Annotated in this window: 19 protein-coding genes; 10 read left to right on the forward strand and 9 right to left on the reverse strand. The window is 73.4% G+C overall.

From position 1 onward, the window contains the following. Window positions 1-30: 30 nt before the first annotated feature. The 3 genes from FRCN3DRAFT_RS0236245 (at window position 31) to FRCN3DRAFT_RS0236255 (ending at window position 2828) form a co-directional block, all read left to right on the forward strand. The gene (locus FRCN3DRAFT_RS0236245; RefSeq protein ID WP_007516134.1) at window positions 31-846 is read left to right on the forward strand and encodes a crotonase/enoyl-CoA hydratase family protein; all 816 of its coding nucleotides are present in this window, start codon (window positions 31-33) and stop codon (window positions 844-846) included. Between the two features lie 105 nt (window positions 847-951). Further along, entirely contained in the window at window positions 952-1464 is a 513-nt protein-coding gene (locus tag FRCN3DRAFT_RS0236250) for a hypothetical protein (protein ID WP_007516135.1), read from the forward strand. 179 nt (window positions 1465-1643) lie between these two features. After that, window positions 1644-2828, forward strand: a complete 1185-nt coding sequence (locus tag FRCN3DRAFT_RS0236255) for an amidohydrolase family protein (RefSeq protein ID WP_007516136.1) — start codon at window positions 1644-1646, stop codon at window positions 2826-2828. 55 nt (window positions 2829-2883) lie between these two features. On the opposite strand, the gene FRCN3DRAFT_RS0236260 is transcribed toward FRCN3DRAFT_RS0236255, so the two are convergent. The 6 genes from FRCN3DRAFT_RS0236260 to FRCN3DRAFT_RS0236285 all read right to left on the reverse strand — a co-directional run bounded on the left by FRCN3DRAFT_RS0236260 (window position 2884) and on the right by FRCN3DRAFT_RS0236285 (window position 12251). Further along, entirely contained in the window at window positions 2884-4200 is a 1317-nt protein-coding gene (locus tag FRCN3DRAFT_RS0236260; protein WP_007516137.1) for a vWA domain-containing protein, read from the reverse strand. Beyond that, window positions 4197-5510 carry an AAA family ATPase gene (locus tag FRCN3DRAFT_RS0236265; protein WP_007516138.1) on the reverse strand — a complete coding sequence of 438 codons (1314 nt, stop codon included), beginning with the start codon at window positions 5508-5510 and terminating at the stop codon, window positions 4197-4199. Before FRCN3DRAFT_RS0236265 ends, FRCN3DRAFT_RS0236260 begins: the two co-directional genes overlap by 4 nt. A 79-nt stretch (window positions 5511-5589) precedes the next feature. Next, on the reverse strand, window positions 5590-6948 hold the full coding sequence (locus tag FRCN3DRAFT_RS0236270; protein ID WP_007516139.1) for a hypothetical protein: 1359 nt from the start codon (window positions 6946-6948) through the stop codon (window positions 5590-5592). Window positions 6949-7070: 122 nt separating this feature from the next. Then, on the reverse strand, window positions 7071-7496 hold the full coding sequence (locus FRCN3DRAFT_RS0236275) for a GNAT family N-acetyltransferase (protein ID WP_007516140.1): 426 nt from the start codon (window positions 7494-7496) through the stop codon (window positions 7071-7073). A 113-nt stretch (window positions 7497-7609) separates the two neighbouring features. Continuing rightward, window positions 7610-9391, reverse strand: coding sequence for an N-acetylglutaminylglutamine amidotransferase (locus FRCN3DRAFT_RS0236280; RefSeq protein WP_007516141.1), 1782 nt, complete (start codon window positions 9389-9391; stop codon window positions 7610-7612). 52 nt (window positions 9392-9443) lie between these two features. Further along, window positions 9444-12251, reverse strand: coding sequence for a carboxylate--amine ligase/circularly permuted type 2 ATP-grasp protein (locus FRCN3DRAFT_RS0236285; protein WP_007516142.1), 2808 nt, complete (start codon window positions 12249-12251; stop codon window positions 9444-9446). Window positions 12252-12684: 433 nt separating this feature from the next. Here FRCN3DRAFT_RS0236285 and FRCN3DRAFT_RS47955 point away from each other — a divergent pair, with 433 nt between their 5' ends. Next, window positions 12685-14079, forward strand: coding sequence for a cation diffusion facilitator family transporter (locus FRCN3DRAFT_RS47955; protein ID WP_007516143.1), 1395 nt, complete (start codon window positions 12685-12687; stop codon window positions 14077-14079). On the opposite strand, the gene FRCN3DRAFT_RS0236295 is transcribed toward FRCN3DRAFT_RS47955, so the two are convergent. Beyond that, window positions 14059-15000, reverse strand: a complete 942-nt coding sequence (locus tag FRCN3DRAFT_RS0236295; protein WP_007516144.1) for a hydrogen peroxide-inducible genes activator — start codon at window positions 14998-15000, stop codon at window positions 14059-14061. The two genes, FRCN3DRAFT_RS47955 and FRCN3DRAFT_RS0236295, sit on opposite strands and share 21 nt — an antisense overlap. Window positions 15001-15113: 113 nt before the next feature. Between FRCN3DRAFT_RS0236295 and FRCN3DRAFT_RS0236300 the strand changes: the two genes are divergently transcribed. From FRCN3DRAFT_RS0236300 to FRCN3DRAFT_RS47965, 6 genes are all read left to right on the forward strand, one after another. Beyond that, the gene (locus tag FRCN3DRAFT_RS0236300; protein ID WP_007516145.1) at window positions 15114-15692 is read left to right on the forward strand and encodes a peroxiredoxin; all 579 of its coding nucleotides are present in this window, start codon (window positions 15114-15116) and stop codon (window positions 15690-15692) included. Further along, on the forward strand, window positions 15692-16231 hold the full coding sequence (gene ahpD, locus FRCN3DRAFT_RS0236305) for an alkylhydroperoxidase, AhpD family (RefSeq protein ID WP_007516146.1): 540 nt from the start codon (window positions 15692-15694) through the stop codon (window positions 16229-16231). Before FRCN3DRAFT_RS0236300 ends, ahpD begins: the two co-directional genes overlap by 1 nt. A 292-nt stretch (window positions 16232-16523) precedes the next feature. Then, complete coding sequence (locus tag FRCN3DRAFT_RS47960; protein ID WP_007516147.1) at window positions 16524-17888, forward strand: PaaI family thioesterase; 1365 nt, start codon at window positions 16524-16526, stop codon at window positions 17886-17888. A 251-nt stretch (window positions 17889-18139) separates the two neighbouring features. Next, complete coding sequence (locus FRCN3DRAFT_RS0236315) at window positions 18140-19141, forward strand: FadR/GntR family transcriptional regulator (RefSeq protein WP_007516148.1); 1002 nt, start codon at window positions 18140-18142, stop codon at window positions 19139-19141. A gap of 341 nt (window positions 19142-19482) precedes the next feature. Then, window positions 19483-20124: a hypothetical protein gene (locus FRCN3DRAFT_RS0236320; protein WP_007516149.1), complete on the forward strand. Its 642-nt coding sequence runs from the start codon at window positions 19483-19485 to the stop codon at window positions 20122-20124. Window positions 20125-20409: 285 nt separating this feature from the next. Next, window positions 20410-20943 (forward strand): hypothetical protein, encoded by a 534-nt coding sequence (locus FRCN3DRAFT_RS47965; RefSeq protein ID WP_007516150.1) that lies wholly within the window; start codon window positions 20410-20412, stop codon window positions 20941-20943. 81 nt (window positions 20944-21024) lie between these two features. On the opposite strand, the gene FRCN3DRAFT_RS0236330 is transcribed toward FRCN3DRAFT_RS47965, so the two are convergent. Further along, window positions 21025-22281, reverse strand: coding sequence for an alpha/beta hydrolase family protein (locus FRCN3DRAFT_RS0236330; RefSeq protein ID WP_232794358.1), 1257 nt, complete (start codon window positions 22279-22281; stop codon window positions 21025-21027). A 471-nt stretch (window positions 22282-22752) separates the two neighbouring features. Next, complete coding sequence (locus FRCN3DRAFT_RS0236335; RefSeq protein ID WP_007516152.1) at window positions 22753-23334, reverse strand: histidine phosphatase family protein; 582 nt, start codon at window positions 23332-23334, stop codon at window positions 22753-22755. Window positions 23335-23386: the final 52 nt, after the last annotated feature.

Consider the following 23386-nt stretch of genomic DNA (forward strand, 5'->3'; position numbering starts at 1 on the left):
AAACGCGTTCTAGTTTGCTGGGAGGACCCGTTGTCTGAGCCCGGGACGGAGCCGGTGGTTCTCGTCGAGGCCGACGGGCCGGTGCTGACGGTGACGCTCAACCGGCCCGAGAAGCGCAACGCGACGAACGCGGAGGTGCTCTGCCGCCTGTACGACGCCTGGCGGCGCCTCGACGAGGACGACACCCTGCGGGTGGCGATCCTGACCGGGCGGGGCGGCACGTTCTGCGCGGGCATGGACCTGGCCGAGATCGGCCGGTTGCGCGCCGGGGTGCGGGACAACGAGTGGATCATCCGGCTGCAGGACGACCCGGGCATCTCGCTGAAGGCTTACCTGAAGAGGTACCGCCCCACCAAGCCGGTCATCCTGGCCGCCGAGGGGTATGCCCGCGCCGGCGGCACCGAGATCCTGCAGGGAACGGACATCCGTGTCGCCGGCGAGAGCGCCGTGTTCGGGGTGACCGAGGTGCAGCGCGGACTCTTCCCGATGGCCGGGTCGGCGGTCCGGCTGCGACGGCAACTGGGCTACGCCGTCGCCGCGGAGATGCTCCTCACCGGCGAGGACCTGCCCGCCCGGCGCGCCCACGAGCTCGGCCTCGTCAACCATGTCGTGCCGGACGGGCAGGCGCTGGCGAAGGCCCGCGACGTCGCTGACCGGATCGCCCGCAACGGCCCGCTCGCCGTGCGGGCGATCCTCGCCACCCTCCGCGAGACCGAATGCCTGCCAGAGGCCGAGGCCTTCCCCATCGAGGAGCGCCACGGCAACGCCGTGATGCGGTCGAAGGATGCCGTCGAGGGCCCGACGGCCTTCCTCCAGAAGCGCGAACCCGCCTTCACCGGCTCCTGACCCGCGTCTCCCCGATGCCCGACCGCGACCTGCCGCGCCGACCGTACACGGGTCGACATTCACGCGCCGGCGGGTGACGCTGGCGAGGCGAAAAGGAGGTCGGAGATGCTCAGCGTTTTCTGTTTCGACCGGCTGGCGGTGACGGTTCGGGACATGTACTTCGTCGACCCTGACCCGGCCCCGGGTCAGGACGGGCCGGAGCGGGGGGTGCGCCTCGAGCTGCGGCTCGTCGAGCCACAGCCGTGGCGCGGGACGATCTACGCGTCGCAGCGGATCGTCGTCGACACGTCGCTGCTGCGCGTCGACCTGTTCGAGTCCGTCGAGCGCGGGCCGGGCAGCCGCGACCGGGTGCACCACCACCCGACGATGACCGACAACGAGCCCGGCGGCCGCGTCTTCGACCGCGGCCTCACCGCCGACCCGATCAGTTGGCTGCGCCAGCGCCTGGCCGACCCGATGGGGCTGCTCGCGGCGGCCGGCGTCGAGGACCTGGCCGAGTATCAGGAGTCCGCCGACGAGCTGGCCGCTGGCGTGCCCCACGTCGTCGACGCGGTCGCGGCGAACCTCGAGAAGGTGCGCGCCGGCGAGCTGGCCCTCACCCGGACCCGCGGCACCTGAACGGCCTCGGCGGGCAGGCGCTCCGGCGCTCCGGCGGGCTGAGGCTCCGGCGGGCTGAGGCTCCGGCGACCGAACGACCGGACACTCCGACGACTGGACCCACCGGCAACCGAACTCTCGGGTGCGACTTCCCCGCGAAGTACGGGCGCATCAAATAGAACGCGTTCTAAGATTCGAGGGTGGACCAGCTCGGGCACCCGGTGTGGGACGCGGACAACCACTACTACGAGGCCGTCGACGCCTTCACCCGCCACCTCGACCCGCGGGACGGGCCAAGGTGCGTGCAGTGGGCGACCATCAACGGCCGGCAGTACCACGTGCTGGGCGGCCGGGTCAGCCGTGCGGTGTCCAACGCGACGTTCGACCCGATCTCCAGGCCCGGCTGCCTGTCCGAGTACTTCCGCGGCAACCCGAACAAGGTGAACCCGCTGGACCTGATCCGCGACAGCGAGCCGATCCGCGCGGAGTACCGCGACCCGGCCGCGCGGCTGCGGGTCCTCGACGAGCAGGGCCTCGCGGGCTGCTTCCTCTTCCCGACCCTCGGGATGATCTACGAGGAGCCGCTGCGGCACGACCCGGTCGCGGTCACGAAGACCTTCCGCGCCTTCAACCGGTGGCTCGCCGAGGACTGGACCTTCGACTACCAGGGCCGGATCATCGCCGCGCCGTACCTCTCGCTCGCCGACGTCGACTGGGCCGTCGAGGAGCTGGAGTGGGCGATCGGCCAGGGCGCCCGCATGATCGTGATGCGCGCCGCGGCGCCGACGACCGCGACCGGCCTGCACAGCCCCTTCGACGAGATGTTCGCGCCCTTCTGGGCGCGGCTCAACGAGAGCGGGCTGACGCTGGTGGTGCATGCCGGCGACAGCGGCGTCTCGACCGACGGGTACGCCGGCGGCGGGCACAGCTTCAGCTTCTCGGGCACCAGCTACGGGCCGACGATCGCGAGCTTCGCCATCGAGAAGGCGGTGCACGACTACCTGCTCTCGATGCTGCTCGCGAACCAGTTCGCGAGGTACCCGAACCTGCGGGTCGCCTCGGTCGAGAACGGCGCCGAGTTCCTCCCCGACCTGTTCCGAAAGGCGCGCTCGCAGGCGAAGAAACTGCCGGGCTGGTTCACGGAGGACCCGGTCGAGATCTTCCGGCGCCACGTCTGGGTCAACCCGTTCTGGGAGGACGACCTGGAGTCCGTCGTGCGCTGGGTCGGCGCCGACCGCGTCGTCTTCGGCTCCGACTGGCCGCACATCGAGGCGCTCCCGCACCCCCTCGACTACCTCCCCGAGACCAAGCCCCTCTCCCCCGCCGACCGCCGCCTGGTTCTTCACGGCAACGCCCTCGACCTGGCGACGCCCCGCCCCGCCTGATCGCGGGGCGGGGCGTCCCAGACCCGCGGGGGGCGGAGCATCGCGCGGGAACCGCTCACGTACCGGCGCCGATGGTGACCACCGTCGCCCAGGCGGGCGGCAGATCCCACCTGGAGGACTCCCGCCCCGGCGACGGCCGCCGGTCGAAAAGGCCGATGACGGTGCGACACGACGGGCTCAGCCGCGGCCAGGGGGTCTGCCCGTCGGTCAGGACGACGAGAACGTCCGGGCGCGGCCGGGCCCGCAGCGCCGCGTCGAGACCGGCGCACAGGTTCGTCCCCCCGCCGCCGATCAGGGGTATGCCCTCGGCGTGGCACAGCGAGCGCACCGCCTGGGCGGCCGCGTCGCACGGCACGACGGTCACCAGGTCGCCACGTCCGCCGACGGCGCGGCCGATCGCGGTGACCTCGAGCAGGGCGCTGCCCAGCTCGGCGTCACTCACCGACCCGGACGTGTCGATGACGACGCCGACCCGGGGAGGCATGCGACGCAGGCTTGGCAGGACCGCGCCGGGAACGGCCGCGCCGCGCCGGGCCGGGCGGCCGTAGGTGTAGTCGTCGCCGGCACCGGAGGCGGACAGCGCGGCCCGGACGGCCGCGCCGAGCAGGTCCCGCCATGCCCGCGGCGGGTGGAACGCGTCCTCGGCCCATCGCCGCCAGCCGGCCGGGACACTGCCCGGGCTGCCGGTGATGCCCTGCGCGACTCGGAAGCGGACCGCGTCCCGTTCCTGTGGGCTCAGGGCGTGCGCGCCGACGGACCCAAGGTCCCAGTCCCGTTCCAGGCCGTCGGCGCCGCTGCCGCAGTCCAGCCAGGCGAGGCTCTCGGTATACGGGTTCAGCCGGAACATGCCCAGGTACTCCTCCATGAGCTTCCCCTCGGGCAGCCGGAGAAGGTCGGGCCGGACGGCGCCGACGGGACGGGCGAGGCCGTCACCGTAGACGTCGTCGTTGATCTCGCAGTCGGCCGCGATGTTCATCCGCAGCCGCTCCCCCGGCCCGTCGACGCCGTGCTCGCGCGCGTACCGGTCGCCACGGCCGGGATGGTCGCGCAGCAGGTGCGACACCTCGTGCACCCACACACCGGCGAGCTCCTCCAACGACATCCGGTTTACGAACGTCGGCGAGACGTAGCAGCGCCAGTGCCGGTCGACGGCCATCGTCGGCACCCGGCGTGACTCGACCGGGTGCAGCGCGAACAGCGCGGTCGCCAGATAGGGACGCGCCTGGACGGCGAGCAGCCGCGCGGCGAGCAGCTTCTCCCGGTCCAGGGTGATTCGCCCGCTCACCGCCGCCGTCGCGCCTGCCGGCACCCACGCGCCCGGCTTGGCGCGCGGGCCCGCCGCGGCCGGCACCCCCGGCGTCGCCGGCGTCATCGGGCAGTCCCGGCGGCGTCCGCCCGCCGGGCCAGGGAGACCACGCCGGCGAGCCGTTCGATCGCCTCGGGGACCTCCCAGTCCGGCTGGCGCAGCGCGGCGAGCGTGGTCGCCGGGACGACCACGAGGTCCGGCTCGCCGGTGTCCAGCGCCCGGACGAGCAGCGCCCAGGCCGCGTCCCAGCGGTCCTTGCCCGGGCGGCGGCGGACCGCGTCGACGACGCCGTCCAGGACGGCCTGCCGCAGGTCGCCCCGTTCGGGCAGCTCGGCCCCCGCCGGGTCGGCGAGCAGCGTCTCGGGATCGGGCAGGTCCAGCCGGTCCAGGCTGGCGAGAAGCTCCAGCCCCGGGCCATCTCCGACAGTCCCCCGGGCCAGCGTCGACAGGACCTCCCGCGACGTGCCAGCGGCCGTCGCGAAGGCGACCAGCCGCAGCGTCATGTCCCAGCTACGGGGCGACGGCCAGGCGCCGCCTCGGCGGGCCTCCCTGTCCGGCAGCCGGTGCACGAGCCCGGGACGGGCTGCGAGCAGCCCGCACACGGCCCGCCGGGCGAACGCCACGGCCTCGGGCAGTCGCGCCTGGTCGAGCAGCGGCAGCGTCGCCGCCGGCCAGGTACCGCCGAGGCCGCGCACGACGACGTCCGGTTCGTGCACCCAGGGAAGGTGCACGAACCGGTTGGCGAGCGGCGGGCTGAGCTCCCAGCCGTCGGCCGCTGAGGACCGGGGATTGGCTGCGGCGACGATCCGCACCCCGGCCGGCAGCCGCAGTGCGCCGACGCGCCGCTCCAGGACCAGGCGCAGCAGGGCGGCCTGGACCGCCGGCGGCGCGGTCGACAGCTCGTCGAGGAAGAGCAGCCCTCGGCCCGCCTGGACCAGGCGCACGGCCCAGTCCGGCGGTGCCATCGGGACGCCCTGGACGGCCGGGTCGTCGCCGACGACGGGCAGGCCGGCGAAGTCGGACGGCTCGTGCACGCTCGCGATCACGGTCGTCAGCGGCAGGTCGAGGGAGTGGGCGAGCTGGGTCAGCGCGGAGGTCTTGCCGATTCCCGGCTCGCCCCAGAGCAGCACCGGCAGGTCGGCCGCCACCGCGAGCATCAGGGCCTCCAGCTGTGGGTCCTGGCGCGGTTCGCTCGCGGTGGTGGTCAGCAGGGCGAGCAGGTCGTCCGCGACGGCGAGCTGGTCGGTACGCCCGCGGGATGAGGCGGCCAGGGTCGACATGGGCGGTGGGGTCGTGGGCCGCGCGGTCCCGACCGGCATGGACGTGGCCAGCGTCGGAGTGGGCAGCGTCGATGTGGACAGCGTTGGTACGGGCATGAGTGATCACCTGTTGGGGTGGGCGCGGCGGGCGCGCGAAAGGCGAGTGCGTCAGGGGACGGACGGCCGAGGCCGGCCGTCAGTGGTGCTGCGCGTGCCGGGGGTGACGCCGGCGGTCGCGGGGCTTCGGGGCGCGCTGCGCCCGGCGGTCGGACAGCCCCGACCGGTACAGCCCGTAGGCGACGCGCCCGCGCGCGGCCGCCACCAGCTCGTCGCGCAGGGGGCCGTCCCGCAGGACCGCCGCCGGCCCGAGGAGCGTCTCCACCGCTGCCAGGGCTCCGGCGATGTCGCCGTGGTCCAGCCGGGCACGAATGTCGTCGAGGTTCGCCGGGCGCCGATGAACGTCGTCGATCATCTGGAGGCACGGTGCCGGCGGGCCGGTCAGCGCGGTGAGCAGCTCCTCACGGCGGATCTCGGCCGGGTCGTGGTCCAGCGGGACGAGCACCCCGTCGACCAGGCCGATCCGGTGCCGCTGGCCGCGGCAGTCCACGAACCGGGTCACGAAGCCGCCGTCGGTCGCGAAGCCGCCGTCGGCGGCCGGACTCGGCCGTGGCTGGGTCGGTACCAGTGCTTCGGCCACCAGCGGGTGCAGCTGGTCGGGGGCGATCAGCCCCGCCCGCAGTAGCAGCAGATCGGGGGGAACCCACGTCGAGGCGTCGGGAAGCACCGGCAGGTCCGGCGGCCACGACGAGCCCCGCGAGGCGCCGGCGAGCCGAGGCCCGGACCTGGCGAGCCGCAGCGCCAGCAGCCGCCGGGCGCCGAGCCGGACCGACACGGCGTCCTCGGCCCGGCGGTCCGCGCGCAGCAGGATCTCCGCCTCCGCCGGCCAGCGGTCCACGGCGCATTCCGGCGGCAGCGCGCGGTCCGGCCACAGGTCGTCCCGCGCCTGGGTGATCGCATGGTCCGCGCCGGCTCTGGTACGCAGCTCACCGGCGCGGCGGGCGTCCCACAGGTGCCGGTGCAGGTCCAGGCGGAAGCGCCGATGCGGGCGAGGGCGCGGATGCCCTCCGGCACCCACCGACGACCCGTCCCACAGCCCGAGGCTGAACCGCTGACCGCCGCTCGCCGGCGCCGGTGGTGTGCGGGCGACGAGGTGCAACGGCGCGCCGTCGCCCGTCGGGTAGCGGGCCAGCGAGATGGTCAGGCCCGGGCGCACCAGCCCGTCCGGCACCGCCCGCGGCAGATGCCAGCGAAGCAGGTCGGGCGCGAGATGGCGTAGGTCGTCCCGAAGCCGGGTCGCGATCTCCTGGCCGTGGGTACGGGCCACGGACCGTGGATGTAGATCGACGTCGATGTGGGCCGCGGCGCACGCGCCGGCCCAGTCGCCGACCACCCGGCGGGCGGCCGACCGTTCGATCATGGGCGGCGGCACCGCGAACGCGCGCACCCGCCGCCAACAGGAAAGACGGGGATCCTCGGTCACGTCCGATGAGCGCATCAGCACTCACCTTCGATGAACCAAGCCCCCAATCCGCCAGAGAAACCGCCAGAGAAGGTACTCATCGGACATAGCGTACAGCGCCCCGGCCGACGCTCCCAGCCCTCGACCGTCCCCGCGGCTCACAGCTGGCGCATCAGGCGGAAGGACTTGATGGCGAAGCCGTGGCGCAGGTAGAGGCGGTGCGCGTCGTAGCGGTGGGTGCCGGCGTCGAGGTGGACCTGGGCGCAGTACTGGTTGCGGGCCTCTCGCTCGAGCCAGGCGAGCAGGCGGGAGGCGTGACCCTGTCCACGGGCCGACGGAACGGTCGAGAGGTCGTCGACGACCAGGACGCGACCGTGCGCCAGCATGTGCAGGACGCGGAAGCCAGCGGCGGCGACGACCCTGCCCGACGTCGGCTCCCAGGAGCCGACCAGCCGGTAGCCCTGCGGGCGCTGCACCTCGTTGACGAGCCGGACGAAGCCGGCCGAGGTCAGGTGCGGGCGCAGCTGGCGCATGGCGTCGTATGCCTGCTCGGTCCCGTCCGCACCCAACTCCTCGATCTTCACAGTTGGTATTTTGTCAGTTGCGGGCCGTGATACCTGGTATCCGGCCACACGGGACTGTCAACACCTGTTGCCAGACAGTCACCCAGAGGAGACCATCGCGCGGGATCGTCCGGCTAGATGCCGTGGTTCTGGAGCCACATCTCCAGGAGGGCGGCCTGCCAGAGGGCATTGGCGCCGAGCCGGGTGCGGTTGTCGTTGGGAGCCGCGAGCATGGTCTGCACCCAGTCGGGGCGGAACAGCCCGCGGCGCTGGGCGGCCGGGTCGGACAGCGCCGAGGTGACCCGGTCGAGGAACGGGCCGGACAGGTGGCGGATCGCCGGCACCGGGAAGTAGCCCTTCGGACGGTCGATGACCTCGGCGGGCAGCAGCGAGCGGCTGATGTCCTTGAGCACGCCCTTGCCCCCGCCGGCGAGCTTGCGCTCCGGCGGGCAGGCGGCGGCGAGCTCGACCAGCTCGTGGTCGAGGAACGGCGTCCGCGCCTCCAGGCCCGCGGCCATCGTCATGTTGTCGACCCGCTTCACCGGGTCGTCGACAAGCATGATCGTGGAGTCGATCCGCAGCGCCGCGTCGACGACGGTCTGGGCACCGGGGGCGGCGAAATGTCCCTGGACGAAGGCCCGGCTGGCGTCCGCGTCGAGCGCGTAGGCCGGCGCGAGGATCGCGGTGACGTCGGCGTGCGAGCGGTCGGAGAACACCCCCAGGTAGGCGTCGACGGCCTCGTCACGCGGGACGCCCGCCAGCGGCGGGTACCAGGAGTAGCCGGCGAACACCTCGTCGGCGCCCTGGCCGGACTGCACCACGGTGACGTGCCGGCTGACCTCCTGGGAGAGCAGGTAGAACGCGACGCAGTCGTGGCTGACCATCGGCTCGCTCATCGCGTCGACCGCCGCGTCGACGGCCGGCAGCAGCGCCTCGCCCGGGACCATGATCTGGTGGTGGTCGGTGCCGAAGTGCTTGGCCACGATGTCCGAGTACTGGAACTCGTCGCCGGACTCGCCGGCGGCCGCCTCGAAGCCGACGCTGAAGGTCGCCAGGTCCGTCTGGCCGGCCTCGGCGAGCAGCGCGACGATCATGCTGGAGTCGAGGCCGCCGGACAGCAGCACGCCGACCGGGACGTCGGCGACCATGCGCCGGCGCACCGCCGTACGCAGCCGCTCGCCGACGGCGTCGCGCCAGTCGGCCGGGCTCCAGCTGGACTGCTCGGACTGGCGGGTGAAGTCGGGCCGCCAGTAGACCTCGTCGGTGCTGGTGCCGTCGGGCTCGATGACCCGGATGGTCGCCTGCGGCAGCTTGCGCACGCCGGTGAGGATCGTGCGCGGCGGCGGCACGACGGCGTGGAACGACAGGTAGTGATGCAGCGCGACGAGGTCGATGTCGGTGTCCACCCCGCCGCCGGCGAGCAGCGCCGGCAGTGTCGAGGCGAACCGGATCCGGTGCGCGTCCGCGGTGACGTAGAGCGGCTTGATGCCGAGCCGGTCGCGGGCGAGCACCACCCGGCCGGAGTCCCGCTCGTGCACGGCGAAGGCGAACATGCCCGCGAAGTGGTCGACGCAGCGGGTGCCCCAGCGGTGGTAGGCCTTGAGCACGACCTCGGTGTCCGACGTCGAGAAGAACCGGTAGCCGGCGGCCACCAGCTCGTCGCGCAGGTCACGGTAGTTGTAGATGCAGCCGTTGAAGACGACGGTGAGGCCCAGCTCGGCGTCGGTCATCGGCTGGGCGCCGCGCTCCGAGAGATCAATGATCTTCAGCCGGCGGTGGCCGAGGGCCACCGGTCCCGCCGCGTGGATCCCGACGCCGTCCGGCCCGCGCCGTTGCATCGCGGCGGTCATCCGCGCGACCGCCGCCACGTCGGCCGGCCGCCCGTCGAGTCGTAGTTCACCGCTCAGCCCGCACATGTCCGCTCCTGTCGGATTTCCCCGAATCGACCTTGAAGGGTGTACGCCGCCGTCAGGCGCGCAGCAGCCAGGTGTCCTTGCAGCCGCCTCCGCGCGAGGAGTTGACGACGAGGCTGCCGGCGGGGGCGACCCGGCTGAGCGCCGCCGGGGCCACCACGGTCTGCTCGCCCTCGTAGACGAAGGCCCGCAGATCGACCGCGCGCGGCTCGAGCCGGCTCGCGTTCCCGTTGGCCCGGCCATTGGCGGCCGCGGCCGCCGTGGCGCCGGGTACCGCTTCGTCGCCCGGCGGGTCGATGCCGGGCCAGGTCGGATGGGTGGACAGGGAGACGACCTCCTGCGCGATCCAGTGGCGCGGCTCGGCCAGCAGGCGCTCGCGGGCGGCCGTCAGCTCGTACGGCTCGGCCGCCGGGCCGATCAGCACGCCGGCGCCGCCGTAGCCGTCGGTGGGCTTGACGACCAGCTCGTCGAGGTGTCGCAGCACGTGGTCGAGCTGCTCGGGGTCGCCGCAGAGATAGGTCTGGACGTCGTCGAGCAGGGGGCGTTCACCGAGGTAATAGTTGATCATCCGGGGGACGTACGCATAGACGACCTTGTCGTCGGCGACGCCGTTGCCAGGGGCGTTGGCCAGGGAAAGCGTGCCGGCGGCGAGCGCGCTGACGAGCGCGGGACCCAGCGGCACGCCATCCGCGCCGACGGCGGCGAACAGCTCGTCCTCGTCGATCCGGCGGTAGAGCACGTCGACCCGCCGGCGCCTGCCGCCCGGCACCCGATGGCTGACGACGTCGTCCTCGATGAGGAGGTCCGCCGGCTGTACCAGCGGAACGCCCATGCGGTCCGCGAGGAAGGCGTGCTCGAAGTAGGCCGAGTCATGGGGGCCGGAGGTGAGCACCGCGAGCGCCGGTTCACCCAGCCCGTCCCGGCCGCCGGCGGCGGCCGGGGCGGCGGCCAGGAGCGCGGTGCGCAGCAGCGCCGGCACCCCTTCGAGGCCGAGAATGCCCGACGGCGAGGACAGCTCCGGCAGCGTCGCACGGGTAAGCCGGCGGACCGCGACCGCGTAGCCGGCGCCGGACGGGACCCGCAGGTTGTCCTCGAGCACCAGCCACCGACCGTCCTGGTCGTGGACCAGGTCGATGCCGCTCACGGTCGCGCGGATCGTCCCCGCGGGGACGGCGTGGCCCCAGTGGCGCAGGCCGGGCGAGGCGGTGACGATCCAGTCGGGGACGATCCCGTCGGCGATGGCGAACCGGTCGGAGTAGACGTCGCGCAGGAACGCCTCCAGCGCCCGGACGCGCTGGACGAGGCCGGCGCTGATCGTCGCCCAGTCGGCGGCGTCAACGATGCGCGGGACGAGGTCGAACGGCAGCGGACGGCCCTCGGCCTCGCCGGCGACCCGGAACACCATCCCCCGGGACTCCTGCTCGGCGACCAGGGCGGCGCAGCGCGCGGTGAGGACGTCCGGGCCGAGCCGCTCCAGGGCCCGCAGCACCCCCCGGTACGGCGAGCGGACCGGGCCCCGGGCGTCGACCGCCTCGTCGACGCCGCCGGCGTGGAAACCGGGATGGGCCAGGTAACCGGCGAGCAGCGTCGGCGCGACCCGCTCGGCGCGCGCCAGCCCCGTGGAACCCTCGGCTGCCGCCGCGCCGTCCGCTTCAGCCTGGTCGGCACCCCCGCCGGTGCCGGCGATGGCTCCGCCGCCGGCGGGAACGCGGGCGGTGACGGGCACGCCGACGGGAGCGTGCCGGGCGGTGGTGGCGGGTTCGGCCTGACGGGTCCGCGCCAGCACGAGGTCGGCGACGTCGGTGAGCAGGCCGCGCCGGTGGAACGCGCGCCTGGCCGCGGCCGCCGCGCTACCCCGGTCGACGGCCTGCTCCGCGAGGCCGCCGACCAGCTCCCAGTCCCCCGCCGCCGCGAGCTGCGGGCGGATCTGGGCCAGCAGCCGGACCAGCAGGTCCTCGGCCGGCACCGGCCCGGCACCGACGCCGGACAGCTCGATCAGGTCACCTTCCAGCCCGGAGCGGGCCGCGCGCCAGGTGGCCGCTCGCAGCAGCTCGGGACGGGGGGCGCTGAACGGCGCGTCGGCCTCGATCGCCTCGATGGCGTGGCTGACCAGGCCGCGGAACAGGCCGGCGACGAGCACCACGGTGTCCACGTCCGGGCAGGCGTCGCAGACGCGCATCTCGAGGGTGGGCAGATGGGCCGACGGGCGGATGTCGAAGTAGACCATGCCCGGGTCACTGATCACGCCCGACTTCACCAGGTCCGCGACCAGGTGCTCGTACTCGGCGGCCGTCTGGAACATCCCGGCGACACCGGCGGTCGGCCAGCGCCCCCAGACCATGGTCCGCATGCTCGCGTACCCGCTGTCGGCGCCCTGCCAGAACGGTGAGCTGGCCGAGACGGCGAGCAGCAGCGGCAGCCATGGGGCGACGCGGGCGATCACCGCCATCGCGGTCTCCCGGTCGGGGATGTCGACGTGCACGTGGGCGCCGCAGATCACCTGCTCGCGGGCGAGGATCTGGTACTCCTCGGTCATCTGCAGGTAGCGCGGGTCGCTGTTTATCTCAAGGATCGTCGGGTCGACGATCGGGACGGTGCCGGCCGCGGCCGGGCCGAGGCCGAGCGGCTCGGCGGCGGCGGCGAGGCGCTGCCGCAGGTCGACGAGGTCGGCCCGCAGCGCGGCCAGATCCCGCGTCGGAGCGCTGTTCGTCTCGACCACGGAGTTCAGCAGCTCGGGGGCGAAGGGGCCAGCTGGCAGCTGTTCCAGGATCTCGCCTGCGCGGGGCACGAGCTGCCGGGTCGCCAGATCGAGGATGTGGAACTCCTCCTCGACGCCGACGGCTGGAATGGGCGCGCCGCTCATGTTCTCCCACGCTACGTCGAGGCCGTTACAACGGCATGTCCACTGATCGGGACCTTCCCGGTGTTCCCACCGTTAAACGTACATTCTCGGCGTCACGATAGGTGACAATGTTAACAGTTTGCCACTTTGTCTGGTGCCCCGGCACCGCCGGGCAGGGCCGCACGGAGGCGTCGAGACGGAGGCGTCGAGCAGGCCTCCACCCGGCGGCCGGCAGACCCGCGCAGGGCTTGGCGGCCGTCACGAGCAGCGGTAGCCACCGCGAACGGTCCGGCTCCGCGCGCCCGCGGCGTAGTGTTGCGAGCATGCCCGCGAATACCGGTCCGAATGCAATGAAAATGGTTTCGGAAACCGAATCGGCGCGCATTCCGACGGAGGTCCGGGAAATTGCGGCGCGCACGGCCGGCCGGCGCGTTCCCGCGAGGCCCGCGCACCCGTGAGCATCCAGGACGGGACGGGAGCCGACGGCGCCCGCGCGCTCGCGGGCCAGCGAGGCGGCACTCCCCGCGACGACCGTCCCCGCACGGACGACCCGATCGCGGACCCGGCGGGCGGGCGAGGAACCACGGGGCCCCGCACCGGCGCTCACGCAGGCCATCCACCCCGCGACGGCTACGCGACCCCCGACCGGTACGAGCACCACGAGGACGAGCACCACGATCACGAGAACCACCAGTACGAGGGCCGTCAGGACGGGCGCCCCGAGCCCGAGCACCGCGATCACGGATCCGGTGATCACGGGCACGGTGATCACGGGCACGGTGGGCACGGGCACGGTGGGCACGGGCACGGTGGGCACGGGCACGGCGCGCATGTGCACCGACCGTCGGCGACGGCGGACGCGCGGCTGCTGTGGGCGGCGCTCGCGCTGATCGGCGGCTTCCTGCTGGTGGAGGTCGTCGTCGGCATCATCGCCGGCTCGGTCGCGCTGCTCTCCGACGCGGCGCACATGCTCACCGACGCCGGCGCGCTGGTGCTGGCGCTGGTCGCGATGCGGCTGGCGGCCCGGCCGGCCGGCGGGCGCCTCACCTACGGGTGGCGGCGGGTGGAGATCCTGTCGGCACAGGCGAACGGCTTCGCGCTGCTGGCGCTCGCCGCGGTGCTCGCCGTCCAGGCCGGCCAGCGCCTGGCGCACCCGAACGAGGTGTCCGGCGTCCCGGTGCTCGTCACGGCGCTGGTGGGCGTCGTGGTCAACGTCGCCGCGACGGCGCTGCTGGCCCGTGCCGACCGGCGCAGCCTGAACGTCGAGGGCGCCTTCCAGCACGTGCTCACCGACCTGTTCGCGTTCATCGCGACGGCCGCCGCCGGGCTGGTGATCATACTGACCGGCTTCACCCGGGCCGACCCGCTGGCGGCGCTGGTCGTCGCCGGCCTGATGGTCCGCGCCGGGGCCGGGCTGATCCGCGACACCGGCCGGGTGTTCATGGAGGCGGCGCCGGTCGGCGTCGACCCGGCCGAGATCGGCCAGGCGCTCGCCTCGATCGACGAGGTGGCCGACGTGCACGACCTGCACGTCTGGGAGGTCACGTCCGGCCTGCCGGCGCTGTCCGCGCACCTGCTGGTGGACGAGGGCGGTGACTGCCACCGGGTCCAGAACACGGCGCGGCTGCTGCTGCGGGAACGCTGGCACATCGACCACGTCACGCTCCAGGTCGACCACGCCGAGCCGACCGTCCTCACGATCACGTTGGGCCCCCGCTGGCAGTGCGCCGTCACCCCGGTCACCTTGACGCCGCCCCCCGCGCGGCCCGCGCCGCCGCGGGGGCCCTCACCGACCTCACCCGTGGCTCCGCCCCCTGTGGCTCCGCCGTCAGGCGGCGACCGAGGCTAGCGGTAGGGCGGTGCCGGGCAGCGAGGCCCGAACGTCGGCGGCGAGCAGGGACCAGTCCCGGGCGCGGGCCGAGGTCTCGCGGTAGGCGAGGCCGATCCGCCGCCGCGGCGCCGGGGTGCGGAAGGTGGCCACGGCGAGCCCCCTGCCCCGGCCCTCGCCGACCTCGACGGTGACGGCGGAGGCGGGCAGCAGCGTGACGCCGAGGTTGCCGGCGACCATCTGCACGACGGTCGACAGGCTCGCCGCCCGCAGCGAGGAGCGCTCGCGCGCGCCGGCCTCCTGGCAGACCTCGAGCGCCTGCGCCCGGAAGCAGTGGCCGTCCTCGAGCAGCAGCAGGTCCTGGCCGCCGAGTGCCGCGACCGGTACGGCCCCGGCGCCGGCCAGCGGGTGGCCGTCGGGGGTCACGAGCACGAAGTCCTCGTCGTAGATGGGGATCTCGGCGATCCCCCGCTCCTCGATCGGCAGGGCCAGCAGCGCGACGTCGGTCGCGCCGGCGCGCAGGCTGGCCAGCAGCGGGGCGGTCTGCTCCTCCCGCAGCGCGAATCTGGCGTCCGGCCGCAGGCCGCGCAGCATCGGCATGAGCCGCGGCAACAGGTACGGCGCGACCGTCGGGATGACACCGAGCGTGATGTCGCCGGTGAGCGGGGCCTGGGCACGCAGCGCCACCGTCACGATGTCGTCGACGGCGGTGAGCACGTCGCCGACGCGGCGGACGACCTCGTCTCCGACGGGGGTCAGCAGCACGCTGCGGGTGGTGCGCTCCACGAGCTGGACGCCCATCGTCTTCTCCAGCGCGGCGACGGCGCTGGACAGCGTCGGCTGGCTGACGTGCAGGGCGGCGGCGGCTCGGCCGAAGTGGCGGTGCTCGGCCACGGCGACGAGCGCGCGCAGCTGAGCCAGCGTGGGCTGAGGCTTGGCCATAGGGAAACACTATCAGTTCTTCGGAATCTTTCGATTTCTCTTCTAGGTCGGGACGATCCACAGTGGACTGACGACCTCTTGTGGATCAGCCGAGAGACAGGACACCCACTACCGTGCTTACCGTCGGTGACGCTTTCCCCACATACGACCTGACCGCCGTCGTCTCCAACGACGCCGACACCGCGTTCGTCCAGGAGACCTCCGCCAGCCGTTCCGGCCAGTGGCGCGTCGTCTTCTTCTGGCCGAAGGACTTCACCTTCGTCTGTCCGACCGAGATCGCCGCGTTCGGGCGACTCAACGAGGAGTTCGCCGACCGGGACGCCCAGATCCTCGGCGTCTCCACCGACAGCGAGTTCGTCCACCTGGCATGGCGCCAGAACCACGAGGACCTGCGCGACCTGCCGTTCCCGATGCTCGCCGACATCAAGAAGGAGCTCACGGCGGCGGCCGGCGTCCTCGGTGATGACGGCGTCGCGCAGCGGGCGACCTTCGTCATCGACCCGGACGGCGTGATCCAGTTCACCATGGTCACCGCCGGCAGCGTCGGCCGTAACCCGAACGAGGTCCTGCGGGTGCTCGACGCGCTCCAGACCGACGAGCTGTGCCCCTGCAACTGGCAGAAGGGCCAGAACACCCTGTCGGTCGGCGGCAAGATCGTTCCCGAGCAGGGCAAGGTGGAGGTGGCCGCCTGATGAGCGTCGAGACGCTGCGCGCCGCGCTGCCCGAGTACGCCAAGGACCTGCGGCTCAACCTGGGCTCGGTCACCAGCCAGACCCAGCTCACCGAGCGGCAGCTGTGGGGCACGGTGCTGACCGCCGCGCTCGCCAGCCGAGGCCGTACCGTCATCGCCGAGCTCGACGCACAGGTACGCGAGCACCTGTCGCCGGAGGCCTACCGCGCGGCCAGGACCGCCGCCGCGCTGATGGCGATGAACAACGTGTACTACCGGTCGCTGCACCTCCTCGAGGACGAGGAGTACGACCGGATGCGGGCCGGGCTGCGGATGAACGCGATCGCCAACCCGGGCGTCGACAAGGTCGACTTCGAGCTGTGGTCGCTCGCGGCCTCCGCGGTCAACGGCTGTGGCCGCTGCCTGCAGGCACACGAGCACGAGCTGCGCGGCCGGGGGGTGACCCGCGAGGTCGTCCAGGACGCGCTCCGGATCGCCTCCGTGGTCCACGCCGTCGCCGTGACCCTCGAGGCCGAGGAGTTCACGCCCGTCGCCGCGTGACTCCGTCCGCCGCCAGCTCGCCCTCCCGCGTCTCGTCGCCCCGCCGGTTCCGCCTGAAGGACGGGATCGGCGGGGACGGGCCGCGGAACCGGCCCCCTCGGCCGGTTCCGCCACTCCGTCCGTCCGGAGCCGGGATCGCGAGCCCGGCTATTCCGGCTAATCAGACATAAAGCAGAAATAGCTACGACATTGGCGGCACTCTAGGTATCCGAAGAGTTCTCAAACGTGATACCGGTCACCCGGGCAAGGGCGGTCGTTCTGGTGACGGCTCGATCCTGCTAGACAGAACCCCGTGATCGGGGACGAGGCGGGCATCCTGGCCGCCGACGACGCGCCAGCAGCCGACGCCCGCTCGCTTTCCGACGAGCTCCCCAGCGCCGACGGCCTCGCCGTGGCCGGCGGCGCCGAGCGGCTGGAGAGCCTGCGGCGGCTGGGCAACTGGTCGCGTCATCTCTCCGGAGCGGCCGATCACCCCGCCAGCCCCCCGCCGCCGGCCGATCCGGTGCCAGCCGAGGTGGAGCGCGGCCGGGCGGAGCTCGCCGAGACAGAGACAGAGTTGACCGAGGAGATGGGCGCGCCGCCCGGCGACCCGTTCGGGGACGCGGCCGGCACCCGGGTGCTCACGGCCGCGGAGGGGCTCGCCAGCCTCACGATGACCGTCCCCGCGTGGCTGACCGGCCCGACGCCCGGCCCGCGGCTCAGCACCACCGCCGTCGCCGCCCTCGCCGAGATGGCGCTCGCCTCCGCCGCCGGAACCTCCCTGCGCCCCGGCGACCTGACCGTGACCACCGCCCTGCAGCTGCGTACCCAGGGTCCGGTCGCCGGCTGGCCCGACGCGGACGACGCCGACGAGGCGCGCCCGCCGGCGTCGATGTTCGTCCCCGACCCGGTGGCAGCCCGCCAGCGCGAACGGCCGGTCCGGCTGCGCGCCGAGGCCTCGGTCGCCGCTGGCGACGGCGACGAGCCGGAGGCTCGGCTGCGGCGCGCGACCGCGACGATCAGTACGCCCGACGGCCGCCCGCTGGCCGAGGCGTCCGCGATCTGCGCGATCGTCCGCCCGGCCGACTCGTCACCGTCGGCGTCGGCGTCACCAGCGCCGTCGGCGTCGGCGTCGGCGTCGGATGCTGGCACCTCCGCGGCCAGCCACTCGGCCGAGCCCGTCGGCAGTGGCCAGGATCATCCGGCGGACCCGGTGCCCGTGGGGGGCGTCACCGCCGGGAGCGCGGTGCCGGGCGGGCCAGTCGGCCGCGCGTCGGTCAGCCACCTGCCCCCGTCGCACCCACTGCTCGGCGCGCTCGGCGCGGAGGTCCACGGCGACGGCGACCGGCTGCTGCTGCGCCTGCCACCGGCCGGCTGGCTCGCGAACCGGCTCGGCCGGTTCCACGCGGCCGCCTGCTGCGCGCTCGCGGACGCGGCGGTCAGCACCGCGCTCACCCGCCGGCTGCCGACCGGGTCCGCCGTCCACGTCCTGTCGCTGGACCTGACGGTGATCCGGTCACTGCCACTGGAGGACGACGTGGCGGCCGTGGCCACGGTCCGACATGTCGGGCGGCGACTGGCTGTGGTCGACGTGGAACTCGGACCCGCCGATGCGCCACCGAGCGTGCTCGCCCGGACCATGGTCGCCCTGAGCGCCCATCACCGTTCGCAGCCATAGAATCGCAGGTCGTCAGCCATCGGCAAGGGCCGCCAGCCTGGGACCGTCGACGGTCAGCGCTCCATCGATATACACAGATAGTAATCAGGTATCTTCACAGTGTGTTACATTATTCGTATCACACCGTGGTATTACCTAACCCGTAACCGGGCGACTACAACACCCCCTGTAAGACTCGCGGCGACATCGCGTCAGCGATCCACGCGGTCTGGCGACAGGCCGGCCGCCGCCACCTACAGGGGGACGACGTCATGGCGTTACTGCAACCGGCCACGAACCTGGACACCGCCCGGCGGTCCGTGCACCCGGTCCGCGTGACCCGGGTGGCTGGCGGCCTCGGCACGGCCGGCGCCGCGCGCCCGACCCCGACCAGCGCGCTCGACGACGGGCGTGTCGGGCGGCACGTGCGGGTACCCAAGACCGCCGAGCTCGTGGCAGCGCACCTTCGCCGTCAGATCGTGCGCGGCGAGCTGGTCGAAGGCGACGCGCTGCCACCTGAGGCCGTGCTGATGGAACAGTTCGGGGTCTCCAGACCGACCCTGCGCGAGGCGTTCCGGGTACTGGAGTCCGAGGCGCTCATCTCGGTCCGCCGGGGGGCCCACGGAGGCGCCCGGGTCCACCGGCCGGACGGCCACGTCGCCGCGCGCTACGCGGGCCTGGTCCTCGAGCACCGCCGCACCACCGTCGCCGACGTCCAGCGCGCCCGGGCCTCCCTGGAGGCGCCGGCGGTCCGGATGCTCGCCGAGGCGCCGGCACAGCCGGTGCTGAGCCGGCTGCGGGCAGCGCTGTCCGAGTCGGCGTCGGCGATCGACGGCGGCGGCGGCGGCGGTCGGGACGGTCAGGCGAGCCCCGGCGGTCCCGGCCGGTACGACGCGGGCCAACAGGGCGCCGCTGGCGCCGGCGTGGACGGCGCCGTGCCCGACCCAAGGGTCTCCCTGAACGGCTTCCACCACCTGCTCGTCGAGCTGGGGGGAAACCAGACCCTCACGGTGATCGACAACATGCTCCGGCACATCCTGCACACCGCGACCAGCCACCAGCCGGCCGCGGGCGACCATCCGGATGCCGCCGGGTCCGCCGTCACCGCGGGCACGCATGGCTCGCTGGCCGATCACCATGATGTCCACAGCCGTCTCGTCGAGCTGATCGAGCGAGGCGAGGCGGACGCCGCCGAGGCACTCTGGCGCCGCCATCTGGCCGAGTCGGCCGACGAGCTCCCCTCGACGGCCGTCCTCGACCTCCTCGGCGGCTGACGCCCGGGCCGCCAGGCCCGCGTCGTCCGGGCACGCACGACTCGCGCCGCCCGGGTGACACCGAGGGCGTCCGGGCCACCGACCCCGCTTCGGCGGGGTAACCCGGCCGCACGAGGCCTCGCCCCCGCCACGGACAGGGCCCCCGACGACCCGCTGACGTGGGTCGTCGGGGGCCCTGCCGGCGTGCCGCCACCGATACCGGCCCAGGCGGCCACTCGGCGTCCGCGGCCCCGACGCTCGGGTCATGGTCGGGTCACGGGCTGTGGGGAATCGCCCGTCGGCGCGCCGAATCGTTTGGCCATATGGTGAAAGGGGGGTGACGGGGACTAGCGTGTGTCGGCATGGCGCCAGCGGGTCTTGCCTGGCAGACACTTCCTGAGCCAGGCGCGCTGGCACTCGTGGACACGATCTCCCGACGGGCCGCGGCTCTGGCTCGTCCGCACCCCGGGGACCTGCCGATCGAGGAGATCGTCACGGTCGAGCGCGAGGTCCTGCGCTGGCTCGACCCGGCGACCCGGGCCGAGGCCGAGAGCGTCCTGGTCGACCGGCTCGGCGGCGACCCGATGCCCACGCTGCGCGCGGTGTGCTGGCTGACCGCCTCCTGGGCGGTCGTGCTGCACCTGCGCACCGGCTATGCCCCGACCGAGGTGCTGCGCCAGCTGTCGTTCGGTGGCGTCTGGCGTGGGCCCCAGGCACCGGAGACCGAACGGGTCTGGGAGTTCCTGACCGCGCAGGTACGCGCGGGCGCGCTCGCCGCCCTCACCGACGACGCCGCGGCCGCCCAGGCCTTCTACGCCGCGGCCACCACCCAGATCCCCGGCTATCCCGAGTGCCTGCTGCACCACTGCCTCATGCTCATGTCCGGTCTCTGGCTTACCCTCGCCGCCCACGGCGTGGAGCCTCACGACCTCGCCGCGACGCTCGCCGTCTACACCCACGACGCCTTCGACCGCCCGACCGGCTCCTTCCGCCCACTCACGTGACCTTGGCGGGGATCCCGGGTGGCGCGCCGGCTGTGGTCCCAGCCCGCCCGGCCCGCCATGCTGACCTGCGCGTGGCCGACGGCCGCGCGCGACGATGGTGGCCGTAAGACGCAAAGGGATGACCTGGACGGGCCTGAGCCGCTACCGTGTGCCGACCGGTCTGGGACTGGCCGTCCCGGATCGTCAGTCCGGCCGTGAGGCCGGTACCGTGCCAGTCCTACGGTCATCGCGACCGGTCGGGCGGCGCGGGGACGCTCGTGCTCCACGAGGAGGTCATCCCAGGCGATGTCCGCGCGACAGGTGCGCAGGTTCCAGCTCGAGCGGGACGTGGACGTGTCCGGGGTCTCCGGCACTGGCGCCGTCGCGTTCGGCGCCCAGGCACCGGACGGTACCTGCGTGCTCTGGTGGGCCTCCGGGCTGGAGTCGACCACGATCTACCCGAACATGGAGACCCTGCTCGCCATCCACGGGCACGGCGGGATGACGCGGGCCATCTACATCGACCCGGAGATCTGGGACGGCGCCGCCGGGGCGAACGGCGACGGGGGCGGCGGCGAGGCCGGCCACCAGCTCGGCGGCCTCGGCGCCCACGGCAACGCGAACGGCAACGGGACCCACGCGGGCGGCGCCCACGGCTTCATGGCCGGCGGAGAGCCGCGCGAGGTCGAGGACGCCGAGGAGGCCGCGGCCGACCCGGACGAGGAACCGGCCCGCTCGACGACCCGGGCCGCCACCCGGGGCACGCCGCGGGCAGCCACCCACCAGCCCGCCCTCCGTTCGGTGGGCCACGCCCAGCGCCCACCCGCCCGGTCGGCCTGAGGCCGGCGTCGCCCGGTTCGTCGTCGCTCAGGGCACTGAAGAACGGATCGGCGCACTGAACGGATCGGGGCGCTGAACAGATCAGCGCGCTGAACGGACCGTCACCGGAAGCGGGAGCGCCCTGGCCGCCGCTGGCGTGAGGTAGCGGTCAAACCGGGTGTCGCCGCGCAGGTGGCGCTCCAGATAGGCGACGGTGTACCAGCGGGTCACCCGCTGGACGAGCGTCGCGTCGGCCAGCGGCGGCAGGCAGGTCAGCAGCGCTCCCAGCTGCATACGCAGGCGGATGCCGGCGGGGACCCGTCCGTCCGCCGTCAGATAGACCTGGTCACACAGGTCGCCGAACGAGTTGTGCGTGGCACCCGTGACGACCACCTCCGCCCGGCCGGGCGACGCGGTGAGCTCACGGAAAGTCTGATCCGCACCCGGCCCGGGCGGCGTGACGCCGTCAGCGGTGCCGGCGATCAGCAGCGTGGGGATCCGCACCCGCGCCAGCAGGTTCGCGGGCAGTGCCTCCGTGGCCGGCGAGATCCCCACCGACACCCGGACCCGGGGGTCGGCGGGCGCGCGCAGCAGCCCCACGGACGACGCGACCGCCGTCAGGCCGCCGAAGGAGAAGCCGACGACCGCGACCTTGTCCGCCGCCAGGATCGGCGCGAAGGGCCGCCCGGGGCAGAGCATCCAGTCGAGAACCACGCTGACGTCCATCGGGCGGTCGCTGGCCAGATCGACGAGCGACTCGCTCGGGCCCGCGGCGACGTCGGCCATCGTGTCGCCCGGGTGGTCCGGGGCGGCCACGACGTACCCGTGGCTGGCGAGGGTCTCGGCGAGCGAGGCGAACTGGACCCGGTTGCCGGCGCTGCCGTGCGAGAACACCACCAGCGGGAACGGCCCCCGCTCAGGCGACGCGTCGGCGACCGCCACCCGCGACAGGTAGCTCACCTCCGGCGCGATCTCGTACCGCGCGGGCTGCACCCCGTCGCCCACCGGTGGGCGACCGTCGGCCGGCGGCGCGGGCAGCCGCGCATGCGTCGGATACCAGACGGACGTGACCAGCGTGCGGTGCCGGCCCGCGTCGGCGATCGTCACCGTGCGATGCCCGACGCCGTGGCTGCCCGGCTGATCCGGCGCCGGCGCCGCGTCCTCGTGACGCGGCCGCGGGGACGAGGGGTCCACGGCCACGGCCGCCGGCCGCGCCTCTGGCACGACCGCCGACTGGCTGCCCGCCGCCACGGCCAGCGCGGCGACCAGCAGGCCGCCGGTCCGGGCCGCGCGCCGGTGGGTTTGGGCGAGACGCATGCCCCGTGTGCCCAGCCCGCGACGACCCGCCGACACACCCACGCTACGAACGGTAACCGAACGAGCGGATCCGCGTATCCGTGCCCTCGGGTCCTCCCGACCTGCCGCCGTCCCAGTGAGGACGGTTCCGCGGAACGCGAAGATCAACGGTTCCGCGGAACGCGAAGATCAACGGTTCCGCGGAACGCGAAGATCAACGGTTCCGCGGAACGCGAAGATCAACGGTTCCGCGGAACGCGAAGATCAACGGTTCCGCGGAACGCGAAGATCAACGGTTCCGCGGAACGCGAAGATCAACGGTTCCGCGGAACGCGAAGATCAACGGTTCCGCGGAACGCGAAGATCAACGGTTCCGCGGAACGCCTGCGGGCGCAGGACGCCCTTGGCTGTTCGGGTGGCGTCGATCGCGGCGTTTCGGTCGGCTGGCGCAGGGCTATTGATCATTTTCTGCCACCAGCCACGGGTACGTCGTCGCCGCGCCCGACGTCAGAGGACTGGATCAAGCGCTGTTGCTCACGGCCCGACGTTCTCGAGACCCGGGCCGAGAATCCGCCGTAGGTCGGGGCCGTCGAAGTTGAGCGTGTAGATCGCGGGCATCGGCATCGACAACCAGAAGGCGCAGTTGATCGACAGCCCAAGGCCGAGAAACACACGGGCGATCCACATGCCGTGCGTGGCTGCCAGGATCGTCGTGCGGGGGGCAGCCGACGCCACCAGGTTACGAGCCGCGCTCACCGCCCGAGCGGTGAGCGCGGTGAGTGACTCGCCCGCGTCGATGGCTATATCGGGATGAGCCCAGCTCCACTCGTAGTGAGCCTGCCAATCGCGAGTCGGAGCCAGACCTGACCGCCACTCTCGGAGTTCCCCGTGGCGACGCACGGGCAGTCCCAGAGCCCTCGCGGTCGGTTCGATGGTCTGGACCGCACGAAGGTACGGACTGGATACGACTCGCGAAACACCGCAGCCCGCGAGGACCATGACAAGGGCGCCAGCCTGGTCACGGCCCGTCTCGGTGAGCGGACGCTGGTACTCGTCCGGACCGTCGCGGATTGGTGGGACCGAGACGGCGTGGCGGACCAGTACCAGATCAACCATGATGAAGATCCTGCCTCGCGAGCAATCATGCCTCGCGAGCAATGGGCGCTAC

Origin of the sequence: Pseudofrankia saprophytica, assembly GCF_000235425.2 — a bacterium.
Classification (GTDB): domain Bacteria; phylum Actinomycetota; class Actinomycetes; order Frankiales; family Frankiaceae; genus Pseudofrankia; species Pseudofrankia saprophytica.